A 17,507-nucleotide genomic window follows, 5' to 3' on the forward strand; every position below is an offset into this window, starting at 1 on the left:
TAAAAGTCATAATAGATTGTTCAATTTTCTCTTTATATCCATACATTTCACTAGTTCTTTGTCAATTCTGTCATATTCTTCAGTACCTGCAGACATGTAACTGATTTTTCCTAGAAGTTCTGTGATTTTAGTTTCAATGAGTGCTAATTCTTCTCTTACATCTTGTTCTTTTCGTGTATACTTGTTCTTTTTGCGTTCCTCATACTCTTTAACTCCCATTTCAACTTGATTAATTTTACCATTTTCAATTACTAATAATTTCGTACACAGTTTTTCAATCAAGTACCTGTCATGTGATACGATCAAAAGTGTACCCGTATAAGTACTTAAAGTTCTTTCTAGCTCTTCCCTGCTTGGCAAATCTAAATGATTCGTTGGTTCATCTAAAATTAAAAGGTCATATTCCATCAGAATCATATGAATAAGTTTAATTCGTGTTCGTTCGCCAAGACTCAATTGAGAAATCGGTTTTTCAAGAACTTTTTGCTGAATAGCCATATTTGAAAAAAGAGTTCTGGCTTTCGTTTCCTGTTGTCGATTATTAAGGTCAAGGTATTCTAATGGTGTTTTTCCGATTGGGAGGTCATCTACATCCTGCGATAGGTAGGCTACTTTTGTAGATTCACTTATCCAAAGCGAACCTTTCGTCAGGGTTTCTTGCTCCAGCAGGATTTTGATAAACGTTGTTTTCCCGGCTCCATTTGATCCAAGAAATCCAATCCTATCACCATGCTTTACATAAAAGTGGCTTTTATCAAACAGTACGTGATCACCAAATTGTTTTTTAATTCCTTTTGCTTCGAGAATCCTCTTACCTCGTTTATGAGCTGAATTAAAGTGAAAAGAAACAGATTTCTCTTCATTTGGCTTTGTCACTTTATGCTTTGATAACTCTAGATTTAAGCGTTTCAGTTTTGATTTTATCTGATTATCTTTTTTCTTTGCCTTCGCTCGTTCGAATTCCCGCAATCCCAACTGACGATTTTCAGCATTTGATCCCCCTTTTCCTGCTTGACGATGCGCCTTAGCTGACCAGTCTTTTAAGGTACTGATTTGCCTTTCAATCATCTCTACTTTACGTTGTTGTTTTTCATAATCCCGCTTATCTTGCTCATATCTTCTCTGTTTTTCGTTACTATAGGACGAATAATCCCCTTCATATAACATTAATTTTCCTGCTTCAAGTTCAAATATTTTTGACACTGTTTCGTCTAAAAAATATCGATCATGTGAAATAATGATGGCGGCACCTGAATAATTTCTTACTTCTTCAATCAACCAGTTAACCCCTTGCATATCCAAATGGTTTGTTGGTTCATCTAAGATCAAAAACTCTGGGGAATTTTCCCAAATCTTTGCTAAAGACAATTTAAGCTTTTCTCCACCGCTTAAATGTTGCAAGTCATCTTTGTCCAATCGATTTTTCGGAAAACCAAGCTGCCTGCTTTTTTCCATTAATTCCTTACCGTTATCGATCAATTCAGATTCAATCGATAGTGTGTTATCAGTTGATTGAGGTAAATAACCAATTTTCAAATAAGATGGCCACATTGTGACAGAACCTTTGTCAGACTCAATCATATTCATAAGAATCTTTACAAATGTGGATTTCCCAGCACCATTCCAACCGACGAGACCAATCTTTTCACCTTTACGTATGTCAAAGCTAACTTCGCTTAGAATTTTCCGTTCTCCAAAACTTTTCTGCAGTCCTTTACCTTGTAATACAAGAGTCATGCAGTTCACCTCTTTAATTATTTTTTATTAAGAGGTTTATAGAACATAATAAGCCTCTCCAAGAATCCTGGAGAGGCTTATATCTAATCCAATATCAAAATAAATGCAATCGCTTAAACAAATAAAGATTTCGACACAAATACAGAATTTACGTCTACTATTATTTGTAACGTTACATATTGAAATGATAGCTTAAATGGACAGACTAATCCTATTTCTCCAGGTTCTCATTTTTAAGAAAATATGAGTTTTATACCTTTTAAATAAGATTAATTCCACATCCGCTTAGTACCATTCCTTCCATATTTTTCTTACATATTCAGTATATTTATCAAGGAGAGTACTGTCAACCAGTATCCTTCAATAGTTCTATAAACACATACAAAAGTTAAATTCGATATGAAGATCAGTTAAGATCCATGTAACAAAACTTATTTCTGATTTAGAATAGACCATTTTGCCAGCAATTCTTGCTTATATTTTCCATTAAAAATATCTGTAACAAACCATTAGTTTTGTACAACTTTATTTACTTTATAAAGATGTATGTTTAACTACTACTTTTATTCAGCAAGCGCCCCCTATTCTTGAATAACGAACACATTCCAATACTTCTGAATTGCGTCCGATTACTGAAGAACGAATATAAAACCTTGGTACCAAATAGCATTGTCATTTATTTATGATACGGTTCACCGCACCTATTCAAGCAGTGATTTTTTTAAAACTGTCAGCCTTTTAATTTCACACTTCTACTTTAAATCGACGCTGCTGAAGAAGCAGCTGCTTGATCAGCCTTCACACAATCAATTGCAACAACGAGTGCAGTAATAATGGTTTCCATCTCTTCATCTATTATTTGAACCTCGTAGCTATCGCCCCAAGTGAACCACTCCTTGCCCACTTTACCTACGGTTTTACCATGCTGTAAAACTTGAAAGTCCATATCCCACCAATTACCATATACTTCAATGCCTTCCGCATCAATTGTATATCGTGCTTTTAAGAAGGAAAATTCCTTCTTTATTGTTAATACCTCTCGACCATTCACCTCAACCAAAAACTTTGGTAAAAAGCTGAACACCTTTTTCGTAATGAGTGCTACTTCATCTCTTGCTGTATTCATAATGGAGAAAGTCTTTGGAACTTGCATAAAACTTCCCTCCACGTAATATATATCCTTCTCCTGCTGATCCTTAACTGTGAATTTCCCGCTAAGACTGAATACCTTCTGCTTTATATAAAGCTGCCTCATACTTTTGCCTCCAACCTTAAGTCTTTTACATTACTTACGTTTGAAATGGGCATTGGTTCCAAACTTCTGCATTAAATTCCAAATAATAGCTCCACTCAAAAGCGCGTTCTTTTCGGTTCACCACTATTTATCCTTAACTAATTTACCTTGTGTAAAGTCAGCAATTCTTCCTTCGCAATCTGGCTCTTATATGGAAAACGGACGCCTTCTTATTCCAGAAGTGCCCCCTTTAACTGAAGATGACTATCTAAATTGGCTGGGATCTTTCTCTCTCACTATTGGTCCGTTATGCGAAAGACTCCATTCAATCACACGGTCGGTTATTCTGTCGTATAGATCATCTTCCAGATATGGTTGTTGATAATTATATAATATGTCAATATCTGCTTTTATTTCTTGTAACACTGCTTTATTAAAAGTGCTATTGTCATTTAAGGTTTCCCAAAGATTCGTACAAAATCGATCAAAGCCCTCATCCCAGTTACCATTTTCGTTGTTTTGTGCTTCATACCTAAGTTTTTCGATTGCTCTGAGCAGCTCACCTTCAACCGTATCTGCTTGACCACTCTTTGGTACATACTTTTTCCAAATTGTTTTGGCTTCTTCAAAATATTTCATATCAACTCTCCAAACTTTATCAATTATCAATTCTATTCCAGAATATTGCACAGATTCCGGATAAGAGATTAGCCAAAATCATTATTGTTCCTCAATTTTCGCCCCCGATAGTTCAGGAAGAGGGATTATCCTTCAAACGGTAATGGTTGAGTTCCATCTACATCGGTGAAGCCATATTTTCTCGCTAGTTCAGCTACCATTATTGCGTCGCCAGAAAACTTAGATACCGTAGAGTCTGTTGCCAATGCCACAACTGCACGACCCACATACGCTGTTGTTTCCGTTGTTCCATCCTCTGGTCCAAAACCTGAATCTATAACTCTTTCTGTCCTCATCCAACCTGGGCAAACAGCAATGGTTGAAACGTTGTAGTCCTTTAATTCCTTTGCCATTCCTAGTGTCATTCGATTGATAGCATTCATAGCTAAATCATAATATAAATTACCTGAAATTTTGTCCTTGATAAAAAATGTGATATTTACAATTAACGCTTTATGGAGTTGCTTCATCAGAGGTACAGCGTATCGAGTAGTCAGCAAATAAGCTTGCGGTCCAGCAACCATCATAGCATCCCAATGCTCCAGTGGTCGTTCCCAAAAATGTCGTCCATCTCCTGATGGTAGAGAACTTTCGGAGCCACCAAATACACTATTGACTAAAATATCAATCCGACCATGTTCCCTTTCAATTTGCTCAAACAGGTTTCTCACGTCATTGTCGCTTGTATGGTCACATCGTATGGCGATGCCTTTACCCCCTCGTGAAGTGACACCATCGGCAGTTTCCTCAATGGTTTCTGATCGATCATCGGTTATAGCTCCCTTTACACTCCGACCTGTCACATACACCGTCGCTCCTGCACTGCCTAGTTCATAGGCAATCCCCCTACCCGCACCACGGGATGCACCTGTAACAACAGCAATCTTCCCTTGTAATGGTTTCATATTTTCCTAACTCCCTTACCTATCTTAATTTTACATACAAAAAAATAATTTAACGTAAATAGTGATATTCTTCCATAAGGGACTTAAATCCTTGTTCAACTAACCTGCCAATCAGTTAGATATTAAACAAAAAGAGCGTTAATCCTTTATTAGATCAACGCCACCCTATAGTTGAAGAAGCCTTAATGACAATCCCAGTTGTAAATAACATTTTTGAAGTTTAAAGCTTTCAAATCCTCTTCCTTAATAAACAAATTAGCTATCCCCGCATCACCCCACATGATTCCTTTATCGTCTTCTGTATCTATTTGTAAGAGCAATACATTATGTTCCTGATATCTTTTTTCATAATCTCTTGGATCTGTCTGAGTAAAGTATGGATAGCCTCCCATTTTATGACCATCACCTAAAAATGTATCAGAATAGACTTCCCATAATTCTTTATCACCATTGTCTTTTTCAACAGATAGGTCAACTGATTCACCTAATAAATCACTATTTCTGTAGTCCTCAACTGAGATAGGCTCGTACTCTAATGTAAATGATAAGGACAGTTCATCTTGAATAGGAAAAAATTCCTCATTAAGGCTATCCATATATGAGAAATCAGTTACCAATAGTGATTTATCTTCTATAATATTAGAGTGATATATAACTTTAAAATTAGATTGATCCGTCAAATCATCAAAATTAATTCCCATTAGGTCATCTTCACCTGAGATAAAAAGCTGTAGGATTCCTTTTTCAGGCATCGATTCTATATTGGGAATCTCTTCAAAGTTTATTTGTGCTAACAATTTCATAGGAAGTCCATTTTTATCTTTTGGATGTTCAGTATACTTAGGTAAATATGGGTTACCTGAAAATTTACTTTGAAATAGATTAGTATTATTTTTGTGAGTAGAAATCCTTATGTATGGCTTGATAGTTTTTGTGATTTGTTTCCTATAACACTCTAATTCATTTGGTAAATTTAGATAAGGTAATTTTGATTCCTTCATGTTAAACCTCCTTAATTACAACATCACTTTTATAACAGATTATCCTAAAGATAAGCCCCCTTTTCTTGAATAAAAATTATCTTTTTGAATGATACTTTTACGCCTTTTTAATCAATAACATCCCTAATAATAGTTAACTGATAAGCTATGTATATCAATGTTAATAACAAACCAACTAACAAGAATTTAATTGTTTCCATATCTAAACTCTTTTCTCCCTTTACAACCTACTCTGTTTATCTCATTCTTAGACGGTAGACAGCACAACAATCTATCGTTTTTGCCCACGTTTGATAAATAAACTTTATTTCGTTTGTTTCTTACTAATACTATAAGCTATATATATAATTACTCCAAATGTCCCTCCTCCAAGTAGTATTAAACCAAAATTACTTAGTGCTGCGACTAGAGCATATGCCACGATCATACCTAGTATGATAAATAAAAATACTTGCACTAAATTTCCCCCTTATCAACAACTAGTATATGTATTTCTTTCTAGAGGTCCGTTAATAGATCTTCAGCTCTCGCCCCCGATTCTTGAAGAGTACAAATGATACGAAAAAAGCCATATCATCAATGTACTGGATTTATAATCCTCCCCTTATTCCTGTTAGTCCGACCAGTAGAAACAATGAATAAATAATTAATAAAAAACCTGAAACCCACTTATTATTTTTTAAAGCTATTATGCTTAAAATAAATGATATAACCACTAATATATAGTTGGTAATATAGAATATCACATTATTTCCCCACATAATGTCATAACCAGTTAAAGCCTGGATAAAAAAGTAAGAGTATAGAATAATTATGCTTATAGGTAATGTTTTCAAAAAATTCATTTTTACCAATCACCTATCTTGGGTTTTTGTTTTATTTTAACATTGACTCACAATTAGTAGAGTAAGAATAATGAAAGTGATCCTCTTAAAAGTTAACAAAGAGGCTTTCCCTATTTCGGATAAGCCTCCCCATTCTGGAATATCAAATATTAAATCGCTCCCATTTAGGATTGAACTTTTTACACACCACCAGTAATCGCTAGTACAACAAGGAGTTGAAAAACAACTACTACAATGAAACCAATCAATAAAAATAATAGTAATAAATCTCGTTTCTTATTTGTTTGTAATTTAAAACAAAAAATGACAAATAATATACTTCCTAAGAGTAATAAAATTGAATGTTCTACGAAAAAGTAAATATGTTTTGCTTTACTATATTTAAACCAAGACTCAGGAAACAGTAACCTAATAAAATACCAAATGTAAAGTATCGACACATAGAATGTAAATTTTTTCCTCACAATTGAATTCTCCTCATTTATTGACATGCTTCAGGGAGATTTCTCAGGCTATAAAGTTCCTTTCCGGTTGGGGCATAGTTATACGTTACCAGATCTTTATTTGATTGAAATTAAGTCCCATAAACTCCCTCATTTATTCGAATGTCTTATTCAATTAAACTACCCAATTCTTAAGTATTAAACAAAATGGGGCGTAATCCTTCCTGGATTATCGCCCCCTTATATGGAATACTCGATTTCGAGAAATGGTTGTTACTCTATTGGTCCTTTCATAGGTTTAATGTCGATTTTACTTTTCTTATCAAAGTAAAATAATAATATGGTACCGACAATAATACAAATCAAAAAGACAAAAGGTGAGTTAGAAGTATATTTAATTAGGTCTAATTTTAGAAAGTTATGCAACAGAGATCCAAGCAAGCCTATGATGCCTATATTTTGGATTATTAACCCTAACTTCCCCATGAAGGGTAGTTCCTTCCATTTACTACGTTTTATATTTATTTCCAAAACAAGTACCCCCGTTATATTTTATTCATGTAACAAGGTATGCCTGTACAGTTTACGTCCCCGATTGTTAAAGAGAATAAAACTCGTACCCTTCCTGGAAACGAGTTTTATTCTCTACTTTCTACCTTTATCAAACGATGATTAATACAACAAAAAAGGTGAGAAGTTTGTTTATTTTGTATTAATGAGTTCTTCTTTTAATTCTAAGCCACGTTTATCTCTAGGAACTAATTTTAGAAAGGTTTCGATATGCTTTAATGCTTTTTTATACTCTCCTTTAGAACCGTAAATTAGTGCTTTATTATAATAAATAGAAGGGATAGGATAATTGCGATTTTCTATGTCATCATAGATATCGATAGCTTCTTCTAGTTGACCTGATTTTTGCAGTTCTGCAGCTTGTGTGAATTTTGGTATTGCATAAGCATAATATACTTTCTCTTCTAAAAAAGTGATTGAAAAAGTATAAATTATTAATACGAAAGCAAATATGATCGCACATAACCAACTGACTCCACCATTCTTACGAATGGCAAGAAGACGTTCTTCACGGTTTGGATATTGATTTTTTAAACTTTGTACTTTCTTTAATACAAAATCAAAGTAGGTCTTATTAGCGATTAATCCTATAACGATAAACATACCAGCCAACTCAGTTGACAGCGTTGTTCTTTTAAACAATATGATTGATAAGATATCAAGTACAACAAAAATGCCTAGAAGAAGATAAACATAAACATTCATTTTCCGATAACCAAACCAAAATAAACCTAAAATTAATGAACTCCAATTCCAAGAGAATATAGATTTTCGATTTGAAATTTTTCCCCATTTCTTTTCATAGTACTCTTTATTTCTACCGACATATTCTAATACATCTTCACGTGTTTCTTCATCAAGATCTAAAAAATTCACCTGATGTTTCTCTTTCTTTGAAAACATTCAATTGTACCCCCGTTCGTACAAATAAGATATCTCAAATTTTATACTTCAAAGCCATCCTTTTCCAAGTCAAAACAGTAGTATTTTAAATTACTATCTTTAAGCCAATTTTCTAAAGGTATTACCCAAGGACGAAACTTTAAATATTCTCGTATTTTATTGATTGGGATAAATTTAGTTTCAATTACATCTTGGTCTGGATCATCTTGTGTATCCATTTCGGATATAATTTCTCCAATATAATAAATCTGCAAATACTGTCCATATTCCTTTGCAGTATATTCTGTTATAAAAGCAACATCTTCAATATTTAATTGATAACCTGTTTCTTCAAGTCCTTCCCTTTTAGCAGTTGTTAATAAGGTTTCACCATTTTCAGTTGAACCTTTTGGCAAACTCCAACCATTTTTATCTTTAACCAAGAGAACTCTATTGTCTTTAACTACTATAACCCCACTTACTAAGTGATGAGCCAAAAATACCCCTCCAACTTTCAGAAATCTTCCTCACCAAAACTGCCTCAATTCTTCAGTAAGGCGAAAGGCGATCACCTTATGCAGCAATCGCCCCCGTTAGCTTAATAAGAACTTTTTACATTTTACCTTCTTTTATCCATCTCCAAATACGGTAACTACCGAATACTGACACTAAAAAAAGTAAAATCATAAATATAACGTAAATTGATAATCTATTGATTTCTCGTAACCCTTCACCATTAGCCACTACCCACATTGTTAATCCAAATAGCAGTAAGTAACAAAATACATTAGGAATAATCCATACGATTCTTAACTTTGTATTTTTCAAAAATATCCCCCCAAAAGTTAGTACGAATATCAGCAAGAATAGGTTCCAAATAAGTAATTCCTTATTAAACAAAACTGCCCTTTTCTGGCATAACGTACAATTTCAATATGCTCTATCTAATTACCTTCCTTACTCCAGAATATGGCCCGATTTTCGAATAACTCAGGATAAGTTATCACATTCTGGATAATCTTGAATTGCAATGATAGGTATGTAAATGTAAAATAAAAGGATACACACATTCCCATTTTTGTGTTATAGATAGGGAGGGATGGTATGAAAAAATGGGAGGCTGCATATTTGGCTGGTATCATTGATGGTGAAGGTAGTATTACTCTAACTCGTATGCACCAAAGTGAGCACCGTCGTCCTTGTATTACAATTGCATCAACAGATAAAGAACTTCTAGTATATGTTCAAACTTTAACTAATGGTGTCATTAATAATAAAAAGAACTATAATCCTATTAAACATAAAAACTCATATACTCTAAATATAAAGAAAAAAGAGGATGTATTTTCAACATTATTATCTACTGCTCCCTATCTGAGAATTCCCCAAAAAAGAAATCGAGCACATTGGATTCTTGATCATTATAATGAAGTTACTCAGAGAAATGGGAAATATAATAAAGAATTGATGGAAAAGAAGTTATTATTTGAGGAGCCTTTTTTCAGGATATAATAAAATTTTTCATAAAAAAACCACCATAGTATGTATGGTGGAGACGGTGGGACATGCTGTTCCATGCTTTCGTCATGGCACTGACTATATCTTGAACCTGAATGTTGATCAGGTCCTCCGGCGTATTATGCAAAATGTAAATTTACTTGAATCGATCAAGTAGGATTTCGCATCCTAGTACTACCTTGAAGGCAGCCTATGAGTCGATAAATGGCTGTTGGATTGCTCCACATACCACTCGATATTGCCCTATTGCTTCGTTGTAACGAAACAACTTAGGTTTCATCGATAAAGCCGGATTATCACTTTTGTGTTGCCACAAAAGGCGACTAATTACTAATCGAACCCACGTCCAAAGATATCGTGACTTAAGCTTCTACGAGCATAGTCGATATATTAGCATTTCGCCAGCATTTCTGCCTATCGACAGGCTTCCATGTGACTAGCCTGATTGTTCTCTTCCTTCATCCTCAGGCGGTGGAATCCGGCGTAGCCTACTTCAGTTGAGTCCCTTACCCTAGCACATAGGCGATGCAGGGAGGAACCGCTAAGCTACTGTTACGCAGCTAGTGCGAAGTTGTTGTTTTCTTTGCCAGTTATAGGCGTTGGCGTTTTAACGAGGCCGACCCCCTCGGCTCGCAACTCAAGCTCGACCTATCCCTGTCGAATCCGTAACGTCCCCATATAAAATGAGTGTTACATAGAAAACTTGGCTCAGCCAATTAGGTTGGCAGAGTCTTAGTTGCACTTGTACTATAGAAAGGATTAGGATCCTTTCTTAATGTGCATGAAAAAAGTTGCTTAAAATCAATACTTTATATAACTGGCGACAACACTTATTATAGCATAATCAAGGTGCTTTGTTAATAGATTTACATTTACTTACATTTTTTGGCGTTCTCGGAAAGCTTTTTCGATTTCGCGTTTTGCCGTCTTTCGCTTGAGATCTTCACGCTTATCGTATTTCTTCTTTCCTTTTCCGATTCCGATCAGGACCTTCGCAAATCCGTTCTTGATATAAAGCTTCAACGGGACAAGCGAATAGCCGGACTCTTTCGTTGCGCCGATCAATTTGCTGATTTGTTTTTTGTGTAAAAGCAGTTTGCGTGTTCGGAGCGGTTCGTGATTGAACCGGTTTCCTTGTTCGTAATGACTGATATGCATGTTATGGAGGAAGACTTCACCATTCTGGACACGTGCGAATGAATCCTTCAGCTGGACTCGGCCAGCCCGGATCGCCTTGATTTCGGTTCCTTGTAATACGATTCCGGTTTCGTACGTTTCTTCGATGATATAGTCGTGTCGTGCTTTTTTGTTTTGTGCAACTAACTTTCCTTCATGACGTGGCATAACAATCGTTTCCCCTTTCAAACCGCATGATACATTTTAACAACTTTGGTCAAGGAAAGTCAAGAACAGCGCAGGGCTGACCGATTCTTGTGAACGTGTATTGTACACATTTCAGATCAGCCCATCTCTTATTTTTTACGCTTTTTCTTTCCACCTTTTTTCTTTTGAACGTTCATATAAAACGGTTTATCTTTTTTATTTTTCTTTTTCTTTTTGGATTGTGGGCCGCCGCCATTTTGTTTGTCGTTCTTTTTTCTTTCTTTCGTAGGGCTCTTACCACCGCTCGAAATGACGCGTGCACGGTCCTTATGTCGACGTTGTGCAGGCGCCTTCATTCCGACGATTTCAAAGTCGATTGCGCGTTCATCAATGTTAACGGAGATAACACGAATTTGCAGCTCGTCACCGATTCTGAACACTTTTCCGGTTCGTTCTCCGATCATCGCATATTGCTGTTCGTTGAAATGATAGTAATCGTCGGTTAAATAACTGACGTGGACAAGGCCTTCAATCGTGTTCGGCAACTCGATGAATAGACCAAAGTTGGTGACGCCGCTTATCACTCCATCGAACTCTTCACCGATTTTGTCCTGCATGAACTCCGCCTTTTTCAGATCGTCGGTTTCCCGTTCGGCATCGACAGCACGCCGCTCACGTTCAGATGCATGCTGGGCAATTTCAGCGAGCCGTTCCTTCCAATGGCTGACCGTTTTCTCATCCGTTTTTCCTTCGATTAAATAAGTTCTGATCAGCCGGTGAACGATCAAGTCCGGATAACGTCTGATCGGTGAGGTGAAATGGGTGTAAAACTCGGTGGACAACCCATAGTGTCCTCGGTTCTCAGGCTCATAGCGCGCCTGTTTCATCGAACGGAGCATTACTTTACTGATGACCGCTTCCTCTGGCTCACCTTGTACCTCTTCTAAAATTTGTTGCAAGGCACGTGGGTGGATCGAGTTCGCAGACCCACGTACGACATAACCAAAGTTGGTGATGAATTCTAAGAAGTTTGTGAGCTTTTCTTCGTCTGGATCATCGTGAACCCGGTACATGAATGGGACTTTCATCCAATGAAAGTGCTCCGCTATGGTTTCATTCGCCGCAAGCATAAACTCTTCAATCAATTTTTCCGCAACAGTTCGGTCACGTAACACGACATCGACTGGCTTCGACTCTTCATCGACTAGTACGCGTGCTTCACTGAAATCGAAATCGATTGCGCCGCGTTCAAATCGTTTTTTCCGTAATATATCTGCAAGCTCTCCCATCTGATCGAAAAACGGGACAAGCTCTTTATAGTGCTCCAACACTTCATCATCTTCACGCTGTAAAATTTTCCGGACATCCGTATAGGTCATCCGTTCATTCGTGCGAATCACACTTTGGAAAATGTCATGATTCACGACATCTCCGCTTGGGGTAACCTCCATCTCACACGATAACGTCAACCGATCCACTTTCGGGTTCAAGCTGCAGATTCCGTTTGAAAGCCTGTGGGGAATCATCGGAATGACGCGGTCGACTAAATAGACGGACGTCCCCCGATCAAGTCCCTCTTGATCAATCGCAGACCCTTCTGTCACATAATGACTGACGTCAGCGATGTGGACACCAAGCTTGTAGTTTCCATTATCGAGCTTGACTACATTTACTGCGTCATCAAGGTCTTTTGCATCCGCACCATCGATTGTAACGATAGTTTCGTCGCGGAGATCCCGTCTTCCTTCTAAGTCTGCAGGATCGATTTCATCAGGAACTGAATTGGCATGTTCAAGCGCTGCTTGAGGAAAGTCTCTAGGTAAGCCATGCTTATAGATGATTGATAAAATATCAACACCGGGATCGTTTTTATGGCCGAGGATTTCAATGATTTCTCCTGTTGCACTTGAACGGCCTTCAGGATAGGACGTGATTTTTACAAGTACTTTGTGTCCCTCAACTGCACCGCCTGTCGATTCTTTAGGGATGAAAATGTCGTTCGGGATACGTTTGTCATCTGCTGCGACAAACCCGAAACTTTTGCTATCGATGTAGGTACCGACGATTTCGGTTACACCACGTTTAATGATCCGGATGACCGTCCCTTCAGGCTTGCCGTCCCCACGCCGAGATGAAACACGAACCAGGACTGTATCGCCACTCATCGCACCATTCAGCTCAGAAGCTGAAATATAAACATCCTTTTCAGTTTTCAGTTCAGGGATTAAAAAGGCAAACCCTTTCGCATGTCCCTGTAGCCTTCCTTTAAGTAGGTTCATTCGTTCTGGAACACCGTAACGGTTGCTGCGCGTACGAACGACGTCGCCCTTATCTTCCATTTCATTTAACGTTATGACAAGCGCTTTAAACCCGTCTGCACCAGAAATACCAAGCTCCTGTTCGAGCTCTTCGACAGTCAGCGGTTTATAGGCTTCTTCTCGCATAAACGCTAGTATTTGTTCTTGATCCATTCTTCTTTCCCTCCTTCGTCTAGGGTGTGATTTTCTTTTTTTGGTTTGTATTTTCTTATTTGATTTTGAATTTTCTCGTTAGCTCCAATCTAATCCGTTTAAAAATTGTAAAACATCCTCGTGCAGCTTGTCTTTTTCTTTGTCCAGCGTAATAACGTGTGTTGAGTTTTCGTACCATTTCAAGTCTTTTTCATCCGACTCGATCGCTTCATAAATGATGTTCGCACTGTCGGTATTGATCATTTCATCGTGGCGGGCTTGGACGATGAACGTCGGTGTATAAATCATATCGATATTCGAGCGTACGTCTGCAATTAGTTCTCGTAAGGCTTTTAACGTGTTCATCGGGGTTTTTTTGAATTCGTCCATTTCGCTTTCAACCTGATCCTCCGGCTTTTGCTCACGCTTTTTATATTCACGGGCGTATTCGAGAACGCCTTCGTACATGACTTCTTCGCTTTTTATATGCATAGGCGCACACATTGGCACGATTCCCTTAACCGTATTGGTATAACCAAGTTTCAGCGAAAATACACCACCTAGTGACAGCCCTGCAACGGCGATTTCCTCATAGCCTTTTTCTTTTAGCTCATTATACCCGTTCAGAACATCCTCCCACCAATCCTCGGGACCTGTGTGGACAAGCTCTTCAGGGGGTACTCCATGACCTTTATATTGAGGTGCGAGACAGGAATAACCCTGCTTTTGCAGAAACCGCCCGAGCATTCGGACATCCGCTGAACTCCCCGTAAAACCGTGAAGGAGCAATACCCCCCTCGACCCACCTTCAAAGAAAAATGGTTTAGGTGCTACGACTTTCATGTTGTACTACCTCTCCTTTACTTTCATCTGTATCTGTATTCGTTAAAAATGAATAGACGTGACGAATGACATCTTTTTGTTCAACATCGTGACAAATGATATGCTTGGACTGTGGTAAGTAAACAAGCTGTTTTTCTTCACTTTTTATCGTGTCATAGATGTATTGGGCACTCTTTTTCGGGACGACCCCATCGCATTCCCCTTGTACGATCAACGTCGGTATCGTGATTTTATTTAAAAAAGGTTTAAGTATCCGGACGAGCTTCCGAAACTGAACGGTCATCGAAAAAGGTGTTAGTTTAAACTTTCGCTGATATCGTTTAAATAATTCATTTTCCGCTAGTTTTCCTTTCCGGACATCCTTTACCATTATTCTGATGTCGTTTAATAGCTGGCGGGGACTGACGTAATAGGCTGCAGCACTGAGAAGCACGAGCTTTTCGATTTTCTTGGAGGTTGCGAGATACCCTGCAATCATGCCTCCCATTGAAAAACCGACCAAATAAACGGTATCGCATTTTTGTTGGAGAGCCTGAAGTTCGGATTCTGCAGTCCTGATCCAATCTTTAAACGACACCCGTTCCATTCTCCCGACTGTACCATGTCCAGGAAAAGTCGGTGAAACGATCAGCCAATCTGTGTGCTCCTCCAAGTACTTAACAAGTGGTTCAACCTCATATGGGCTTCCGGTAAATCCGTGAAGGCATAGACATCCAATCATCAGTTTGCCTCCTTATAGGATGTTCATAATGCGTAACATCGGTTTCAAACAAAATTTAATCTTCTTTCCTTTAGTTTGCCCTTGCTATCGCATGATAAAACGCTCAATCTATAGATACACGATTAATCGCAATAAGCTTTTGATTTCCTATAGCCTGATGCGTATGTAAAGCAATATGTAAGAAACGAATGATTCGTTTCCTTTTTTATAAGTGCAAAAAGAAAACAGCAAGCTTTTTTAAACTTGCTGCCCTTAGTTTGATTAATAAATGTATGCGAGAACAACGCTTAAGATAAAGAATACGATTCCAAGTACCGTAGTTGATTTAAGAAGTACGGCATCTACACCACGAGCTTTTTGCTTACCGAACAATTGCTCTGCTCCACCCGTAATCGCTCCAGATAAGCCAGCGCTTTTACCAGACTGTAAAAGTACGACTGTTATAAGTGCTAATGCATTAATAATCAACAGGACAGTTAGGAATGTTTCCATGTGCTCCACCTCCAACGACACAATCCAATATCATAAATGTACCATATAAAAGCCGGAAAATTCAACAAATCTTTTTAACAGTGGCAATACAAATTTCGAGCGTATTGATATTTGCACTTGAAGCTGCTTTTTCCCCTATGTTCGGGTTTTTGCACGAAAACTCGGCGTATAGAAGTATTTTGGCCAAATTCAGCGAATATAAAAACTTGCACCGTCGACAATTTCGATATTGTCATGTCCACGTAGGTCCTCCATCAGTTTAAAGAGTGCGGCATCTTTTTTCTTCGCCTCGATCATACAATCGATTTGCGGCACACTTCCTTTAATCTCATTCAAAAAATCCATGAACATTTCGGCATCGACATAATCGGCATGGCTTCGAAATTGTTTTTCATCTTTAGGACTGGATATATGCATTTTTATTGGCAAATAGGAATCCTTCCATGTCGCAACAACACGCTGCCATTCATCCGCCCAGTTTCGATGCTGAAAATGAGCCAGGTGGTGATGATAATCAAAAACGAGTGGTATACCAAGCTTTTCACATAAGTACAAGGTGTCATTTAAATGGTAGGACTTATCATCATTCTCCAAAATAATCATTTCCTGAATTGTTTTCGGAACGACCATCCAATTTTGTATAAACCGTTCCATTGCAAGCTCACGATCGTTGTAAACACCACCAACATGCAAGACGCAACGGTACTGAGAGTTGATTCCCATCCCTTCTAATAACTGGCGGTGCAACATCAACGTTTTCACAGACATCTTCAGTACTTCTTTTTTGGGGGAATTGATCAATACAAAATGGTCGGGATGAAAGTCGAGGCGCATGTCGTTCTCAGAAGCATAATCCCCGACTTCCCTTAGGTCCGATTCAATCGCCCCGATATAGTCCCAACCCGCCAGTTCTTCATAGGTCGCAAGCGGTATCAATCGTGAGGTCATCCGGTAAAAACGTATCGAGTGTGCAGCGTTATGCTTTAAAATCCTTAACGTATTTTGTAGGTTCGACCGTGCAATCCGCCCCAATTTTAAAATGGCAGCTTCTTTATTGTCGATCTTATTAAAGCTCTTCACTGTCATTGTTTGTGAAGGTGATGAGTTTGGAACGTGCATGCTCATTGCCACGTATCCTAATCGAACGAGTGTCATTCAGCGTTCCCTCCGATCAAAATTCATTCTGTCGCTATTATGCCCCAATCCAGCTTTGGTAAATGATGCGTGTCATATTATTGAGCATCTCGAACAAATTAATACCATGGGGGTGTTTCGCTTGACTAAGAAAAGACAGACAAAAGAACTACCCACCGCAACTGATAAAAACCCAGGATTCACTGTAAAAAATGATACCCATCAGCCACTTGCTATGCTTATTGAACAGACGGATAGCGGTTTGGATATGGAACGGAGCGACTTACACGCCGACAATGAAGATATGTGATCGATGCCTCGCGATTACAAAGTGCCATGCTTTATAGACCTTCCAAAAAGTTTCACAACGAAACCTGAGTGACTTTCTTCACTCAGGTTTTCCATCTTCAATCTATTCGTATCATTTATTTGAACTATACTCTCCTAATTAATATAAAAACTTTACCCGATTAGCCTTTATTCGGATCGTTTTCTCCTAATTATTGTAAAAACTATATCCGATAAACCTCTATTCGGATCGTATTCTCCTAATTATTGTAAAAACTATATCCGATTAGCCTCTATTCGGATCATATTCTCCTAATTATTGTAAAAACTATATCCGATTAGCCTCTATTCGGATCACATTCTCCTAGTTATTGTAAAAAGCATATCCGATTAGCCTCTACTCGGATCGTATTCTCCTAATTATTGTAAAAAGCATATCCGAT

The 17,507-nt window shown here is 37.8% G+C and carries 16 protein-coding genes and 1 other RNA gene; 2 read left to right on the plus strand and 15 right to left on the minus strand.

The genetic code is table 11. The features are described from left to right. Positions 1-6: 6 nt before the first annotated feature. The 8 genes from abc-f to MOJ78_RS18050 form a co-directional block, all read right to left on the minus strand. Positions 7-1,737 carry a ribosomal protection-like ABC-F family protein gene (gene abc-f / locus MOJ78_RS18015; protein WP_304978706.1) on the minus strand — a complete coding sequence of 577 codons (1,731 nt, stop codon included), beginning with the start codon at positions 1,735-1,737 and terminating at the stop codon, positions 7-9. A gap of 757 nt (positions 1,738-2,494) precedes the next feature. Continuing rightward, positions 2,495-2,992 carry an LURP-one-related/scramblase family protein gene (locus MOJ78_RS18020; protein ID WP_304978707.1) on the minus strand — a complete coding sequence of 166 codons (498 nt, stop codon included), beginning with the start codon at positions 2,990-2,992 and terminating at the stop codon, positions 2,495-2,497. Between the two features lie 243 nt (positions 2,993-3,235). After that, on the minus strand, positions 3,236-3,610 hold the full coding sequence (locus MOJ78_RS18025) for a hypothetical protein (RefSeq protein ID WP_304978708.1): 375 nt from the start codon (positions 3,608-3,610) through the stop codon (positions 3,236-3,238). A gap of 125 nt (positions 3,611-3,735) precedes the next feature. Continuing rightward, a complete protein-coding gene (locus MOJ78_RS18030; protein ID WP_304978709.1) occupies positions 3,736-4,554 on the minus strand; it encodes an SDR family NAD(P)-dependent oxidoreductase in 819 nt (272 codons plus the stop codon). 182 nt (positions 4,555-4,736) lie between these two features. After that, a complete protein-coding gene (locus MOJ78_RS18035) occupies positions 4,737-5,555 on the minus strand; it encodes a YwqG family protein (protein ID WP_304978710.1) in 819 nt (272 codons plus the stop codon). A gap of 1,990 nt (positions 5,556-7,545) precedes the next feature. Continuing rightward, positions 7,546-8,316 (minus strand): DUF2628 domain-containing protein, encoded by a 771-nt coding sequence (locus MOJ78_RS18040; protein ID WP_304978711.1) that lies wholly within the window; start codon positions 8,314-8,316, stop codon positions 7,546-7,548. A gap of 41 nt (positions 8,317-8,357) precedes the next feature. Next, positions 8,358-8,792, minus strand: a complete 435-nt coding sequence (locus tag MOJ78_RS18045) for an NUDIX hydrolase (protein WP_304978712.1) — start codon at positions 8,790-8,792, stop codon at positions 8,358-8,360. Between the two features lie 115 nt (positions 8,793-8,907). After that, the gene (locus MOJ78_RS18050; RefSeq protein ID WP_304978713.1) at positions 8,908-9,123 is read right to left on the minus strand and encodes a hypothetical protein; all 216 of its coding nucleotides are present in this window, start codon (positions 9,121-9,123) and stop codon (positions 8,908-8,910) included. Between the two features lie 276 nt (positions 9,124-9,399). Here MOJ78_RS18050 and MOJ78_RS18055 point away from each other — a divergent pair, with 276 nt between their 5' ends. Then, the gene (locus MOJ78_RS18055; protein ID WP_304978714.1) at positions 9,400-9,807 is read left to right on the plus strand and encodes an LAGLIDADG family homing endonuclease; all 408 of its coding nucleotides are present in this window, start codon (positions 9,400-9,402) and stop codon (positions 9,805-9,807) included. 337 nt (positions 9,808-10,144) lie between these two features. Here MOJ78_RS18055 and ssrA read toward each other — a convergent pair. From ssrA to uvsE, 7 genes are all read right to left on the minus strand, one after another. Further along, positions 10,145-10,481, minus strand: a transfer-messenger RNA (tmRNA) gene (ssrA, locus tag MOJ78_RS18060). A gap of 208 nt (positions 10,482-10,689) precedes the next feature. After that, positions 10,690-11,157 carry an SsrA-binding protein SmpB gene (gene smpB / locus MOJ78_RS18065; protein ID WP_304978715.1) on the minus strand — a complete coding sequence of 156 codons (468 nt, stop codon included), beginning with the start codon at positions 11,155-11,157 and terminating at the stop codon, positions 10,690-10,692. Positions 11,158-11,285: 128 nt separating this feature from the next. Continuing rightward, positions 11,286-13,607, minus strand: a complete 2,322-nt coding sequence (rnr, locus tag MOJ78_RS18070; protein ID WP_304978716.1) for a ribonuclease R — start codon at positions 13,605-13,607, stop codon at positions 11,286-11,288. Positions 13,608-13,685: 78 nt separating this feature from the next. Further along, entirely contained in the window at positions 13,686-14,429 is a 744-nt protein-coding gene (locus MOJ78_RS18075) for an alpha/beta hydrolase (protein WP_304978717.1), read from the minus strand. Beyond that, the gene (locus MOJ78_RS18080) at positions 14,410-15,150 is read right to left on the minus strand and encodes an alpha/beta hydrolase (RefSeq protein ID WP_304978718.1); all 741 of its coding nucleotides are present in this window, start codon (positions 15,148-15,150) and stop codon (positions 14,410-14,412) included. The genes MOJ78_RS18075 and MOJ78_RS18080 overlap by 20 nt, the downstream gene beginning before the upstream one ends. A gap of 261 nt (positions 15,151-15,411) precedes the next feature. Further along, complete coding sequence (secG, locus tag MOJ78_RS18085) at positions 15,412-15,642, minus strand: preprotein translocase subunit SecG (protein WP_304978719.1); 231 nt, start codon at positions 15,640-15,642, stop codon at positions 15,412-15,414. Positions 15,643-15,831: 189 nt separating this feature from the next. Beyond that, positions 15,832-16,797, minus strand: coding sequence for a UV DNA damage repair endonuclease UvsE (gene uvsE, locus MOJ78_RS18090; RefSeq protein WP_304978720.1), 966 nt, complete (start codon positions 16,795-16,797; stop codon positions 15,832-15,834). A 121-nt stretch (positions 16,798-16,918) separates the two neighbouring features. Between uvsE and MOJ78_RS18095 the strand changes: the two genes are divergently transcribed. Further along, the gene (locus MOJ78_RS18095; RefSeq protein ID WP_304978721.1) at positions 16,919-17,086 is read left to right on the plus strand and encodes a hypothetical protein; all 168 of its coding nucleotides are present in this window, start codon (positions 16,919-16,921) and stop codon (positions 17,084-17,086) included. Positions 17,087-17,507 lie beyond the last annotated feature (421 nt).

Source organism: Alkalihalobacillus sp. AL-G (assembly GCF_030643805.1).
Classification (GTDB): domain Bacteria; phylum Bacillota; class Bacilli; order Bacillales; family Fictibacillaceae; genus Pseudalkalibacillus.

What these genes read in the sequence shown, in the direction of transcription:
- secG (WP_304978719.1), bottom strand. Translation starts at nt 15,642, where the DNA reads ATGGAAACATTCCTAACTGTCCTGTTGATTATTAATGCATTAGCACTT.
- MOJ78_RS18040 (WP_304978711.1), bottom strand. Translation starts at nt 8,316, where the DNA reads ATGTTTTCAAAGAAAGAGAAACATCAGGTGAATTTTTTAGATCTTGAT.
- MOJ78_RS18030 (WP_304978709.1), bottom strand. Translation starts at nt 4,554, where the DNA reads ATGAAACCATTACAAGGGAAGATTGCTGTTGTTACAGGTGCATCCCGT.
- MOJ78_RS18020 (WP_304978707.1), bottom strand. Translation starts at nt 2,992, where the DNA reads ATGAGGCAGCTTTATATAAAGCAGAAGGTATTCAGTCTTAGCGGGAAA.
- rnr (WP_304978716.1), bottom strand. Translation starts at nt 13,607, where the DNA reads ATGGATCAAGAACAAATACTAGCGTTTATGCGAGAAGAAGCCTATAAA.
- MOJ78_RS18035 (WP_304978710.1), bottom strand. Translation starts at nt 5,555, where the DNA reads ATGAAGGAATCAAAATTACCTTATCTAAATTTACCAAATGAATTAGAG.
- MOJ78_RS18055 (WP_304978714.1), top strand. Translation starts at nt 9,400, where the DNA reads ATGAAAAAATGGGAGGCTGCATATTTGGCTGGTATCATTGATGGTGAA.
- MOJ78_RS18075 (WP_304978717.1), bottom strand. Translation starts at nt 14,429, where the DNA reads ATGAAAGTCGTAGCACCTAAACCATTTTTCTTTGAAGGTGGGTCGAGG.
- abc-f (WP_304978706.1), bottom strand. Translation starts at nt 1,737, where the DNA reads ATGACTCTTGTATTACAAGGTAAAGGACTGCAGAAAAGTTTTGGAGAA.
- smpB (WP_304978715.1), bottom strand. Translation starts at nt 11,157, where the DNA reads ATGCCACGTCATGAAGGAAAGTTAGTTGCACAAAACAAAAAAGCACGA.
- uvsE (WP_304978720.1), bottom strand. Translation starts at nt 16,797, where the DNA reads ATGACACTCGTTCGATTAGGATACGTGGCAATGAGCATGCACGTTCCA.
- MOJ78_RS18025 (WP_304978708.1), bottom strand. Translation starts at nt 3,610, where the DNA reads ATGAAATATTTTGAAGAAGCCAAAACAATTTGGAAAAAGTATGTACCA.
- MOJ78_RS18080 (WP_304978718.1), bottom strand. Translation starts at nt 15,150, where the DNA reads ATGATTGGATGTCTATGCCTTCACGGATTTACCGGAAGCCCATATGAG.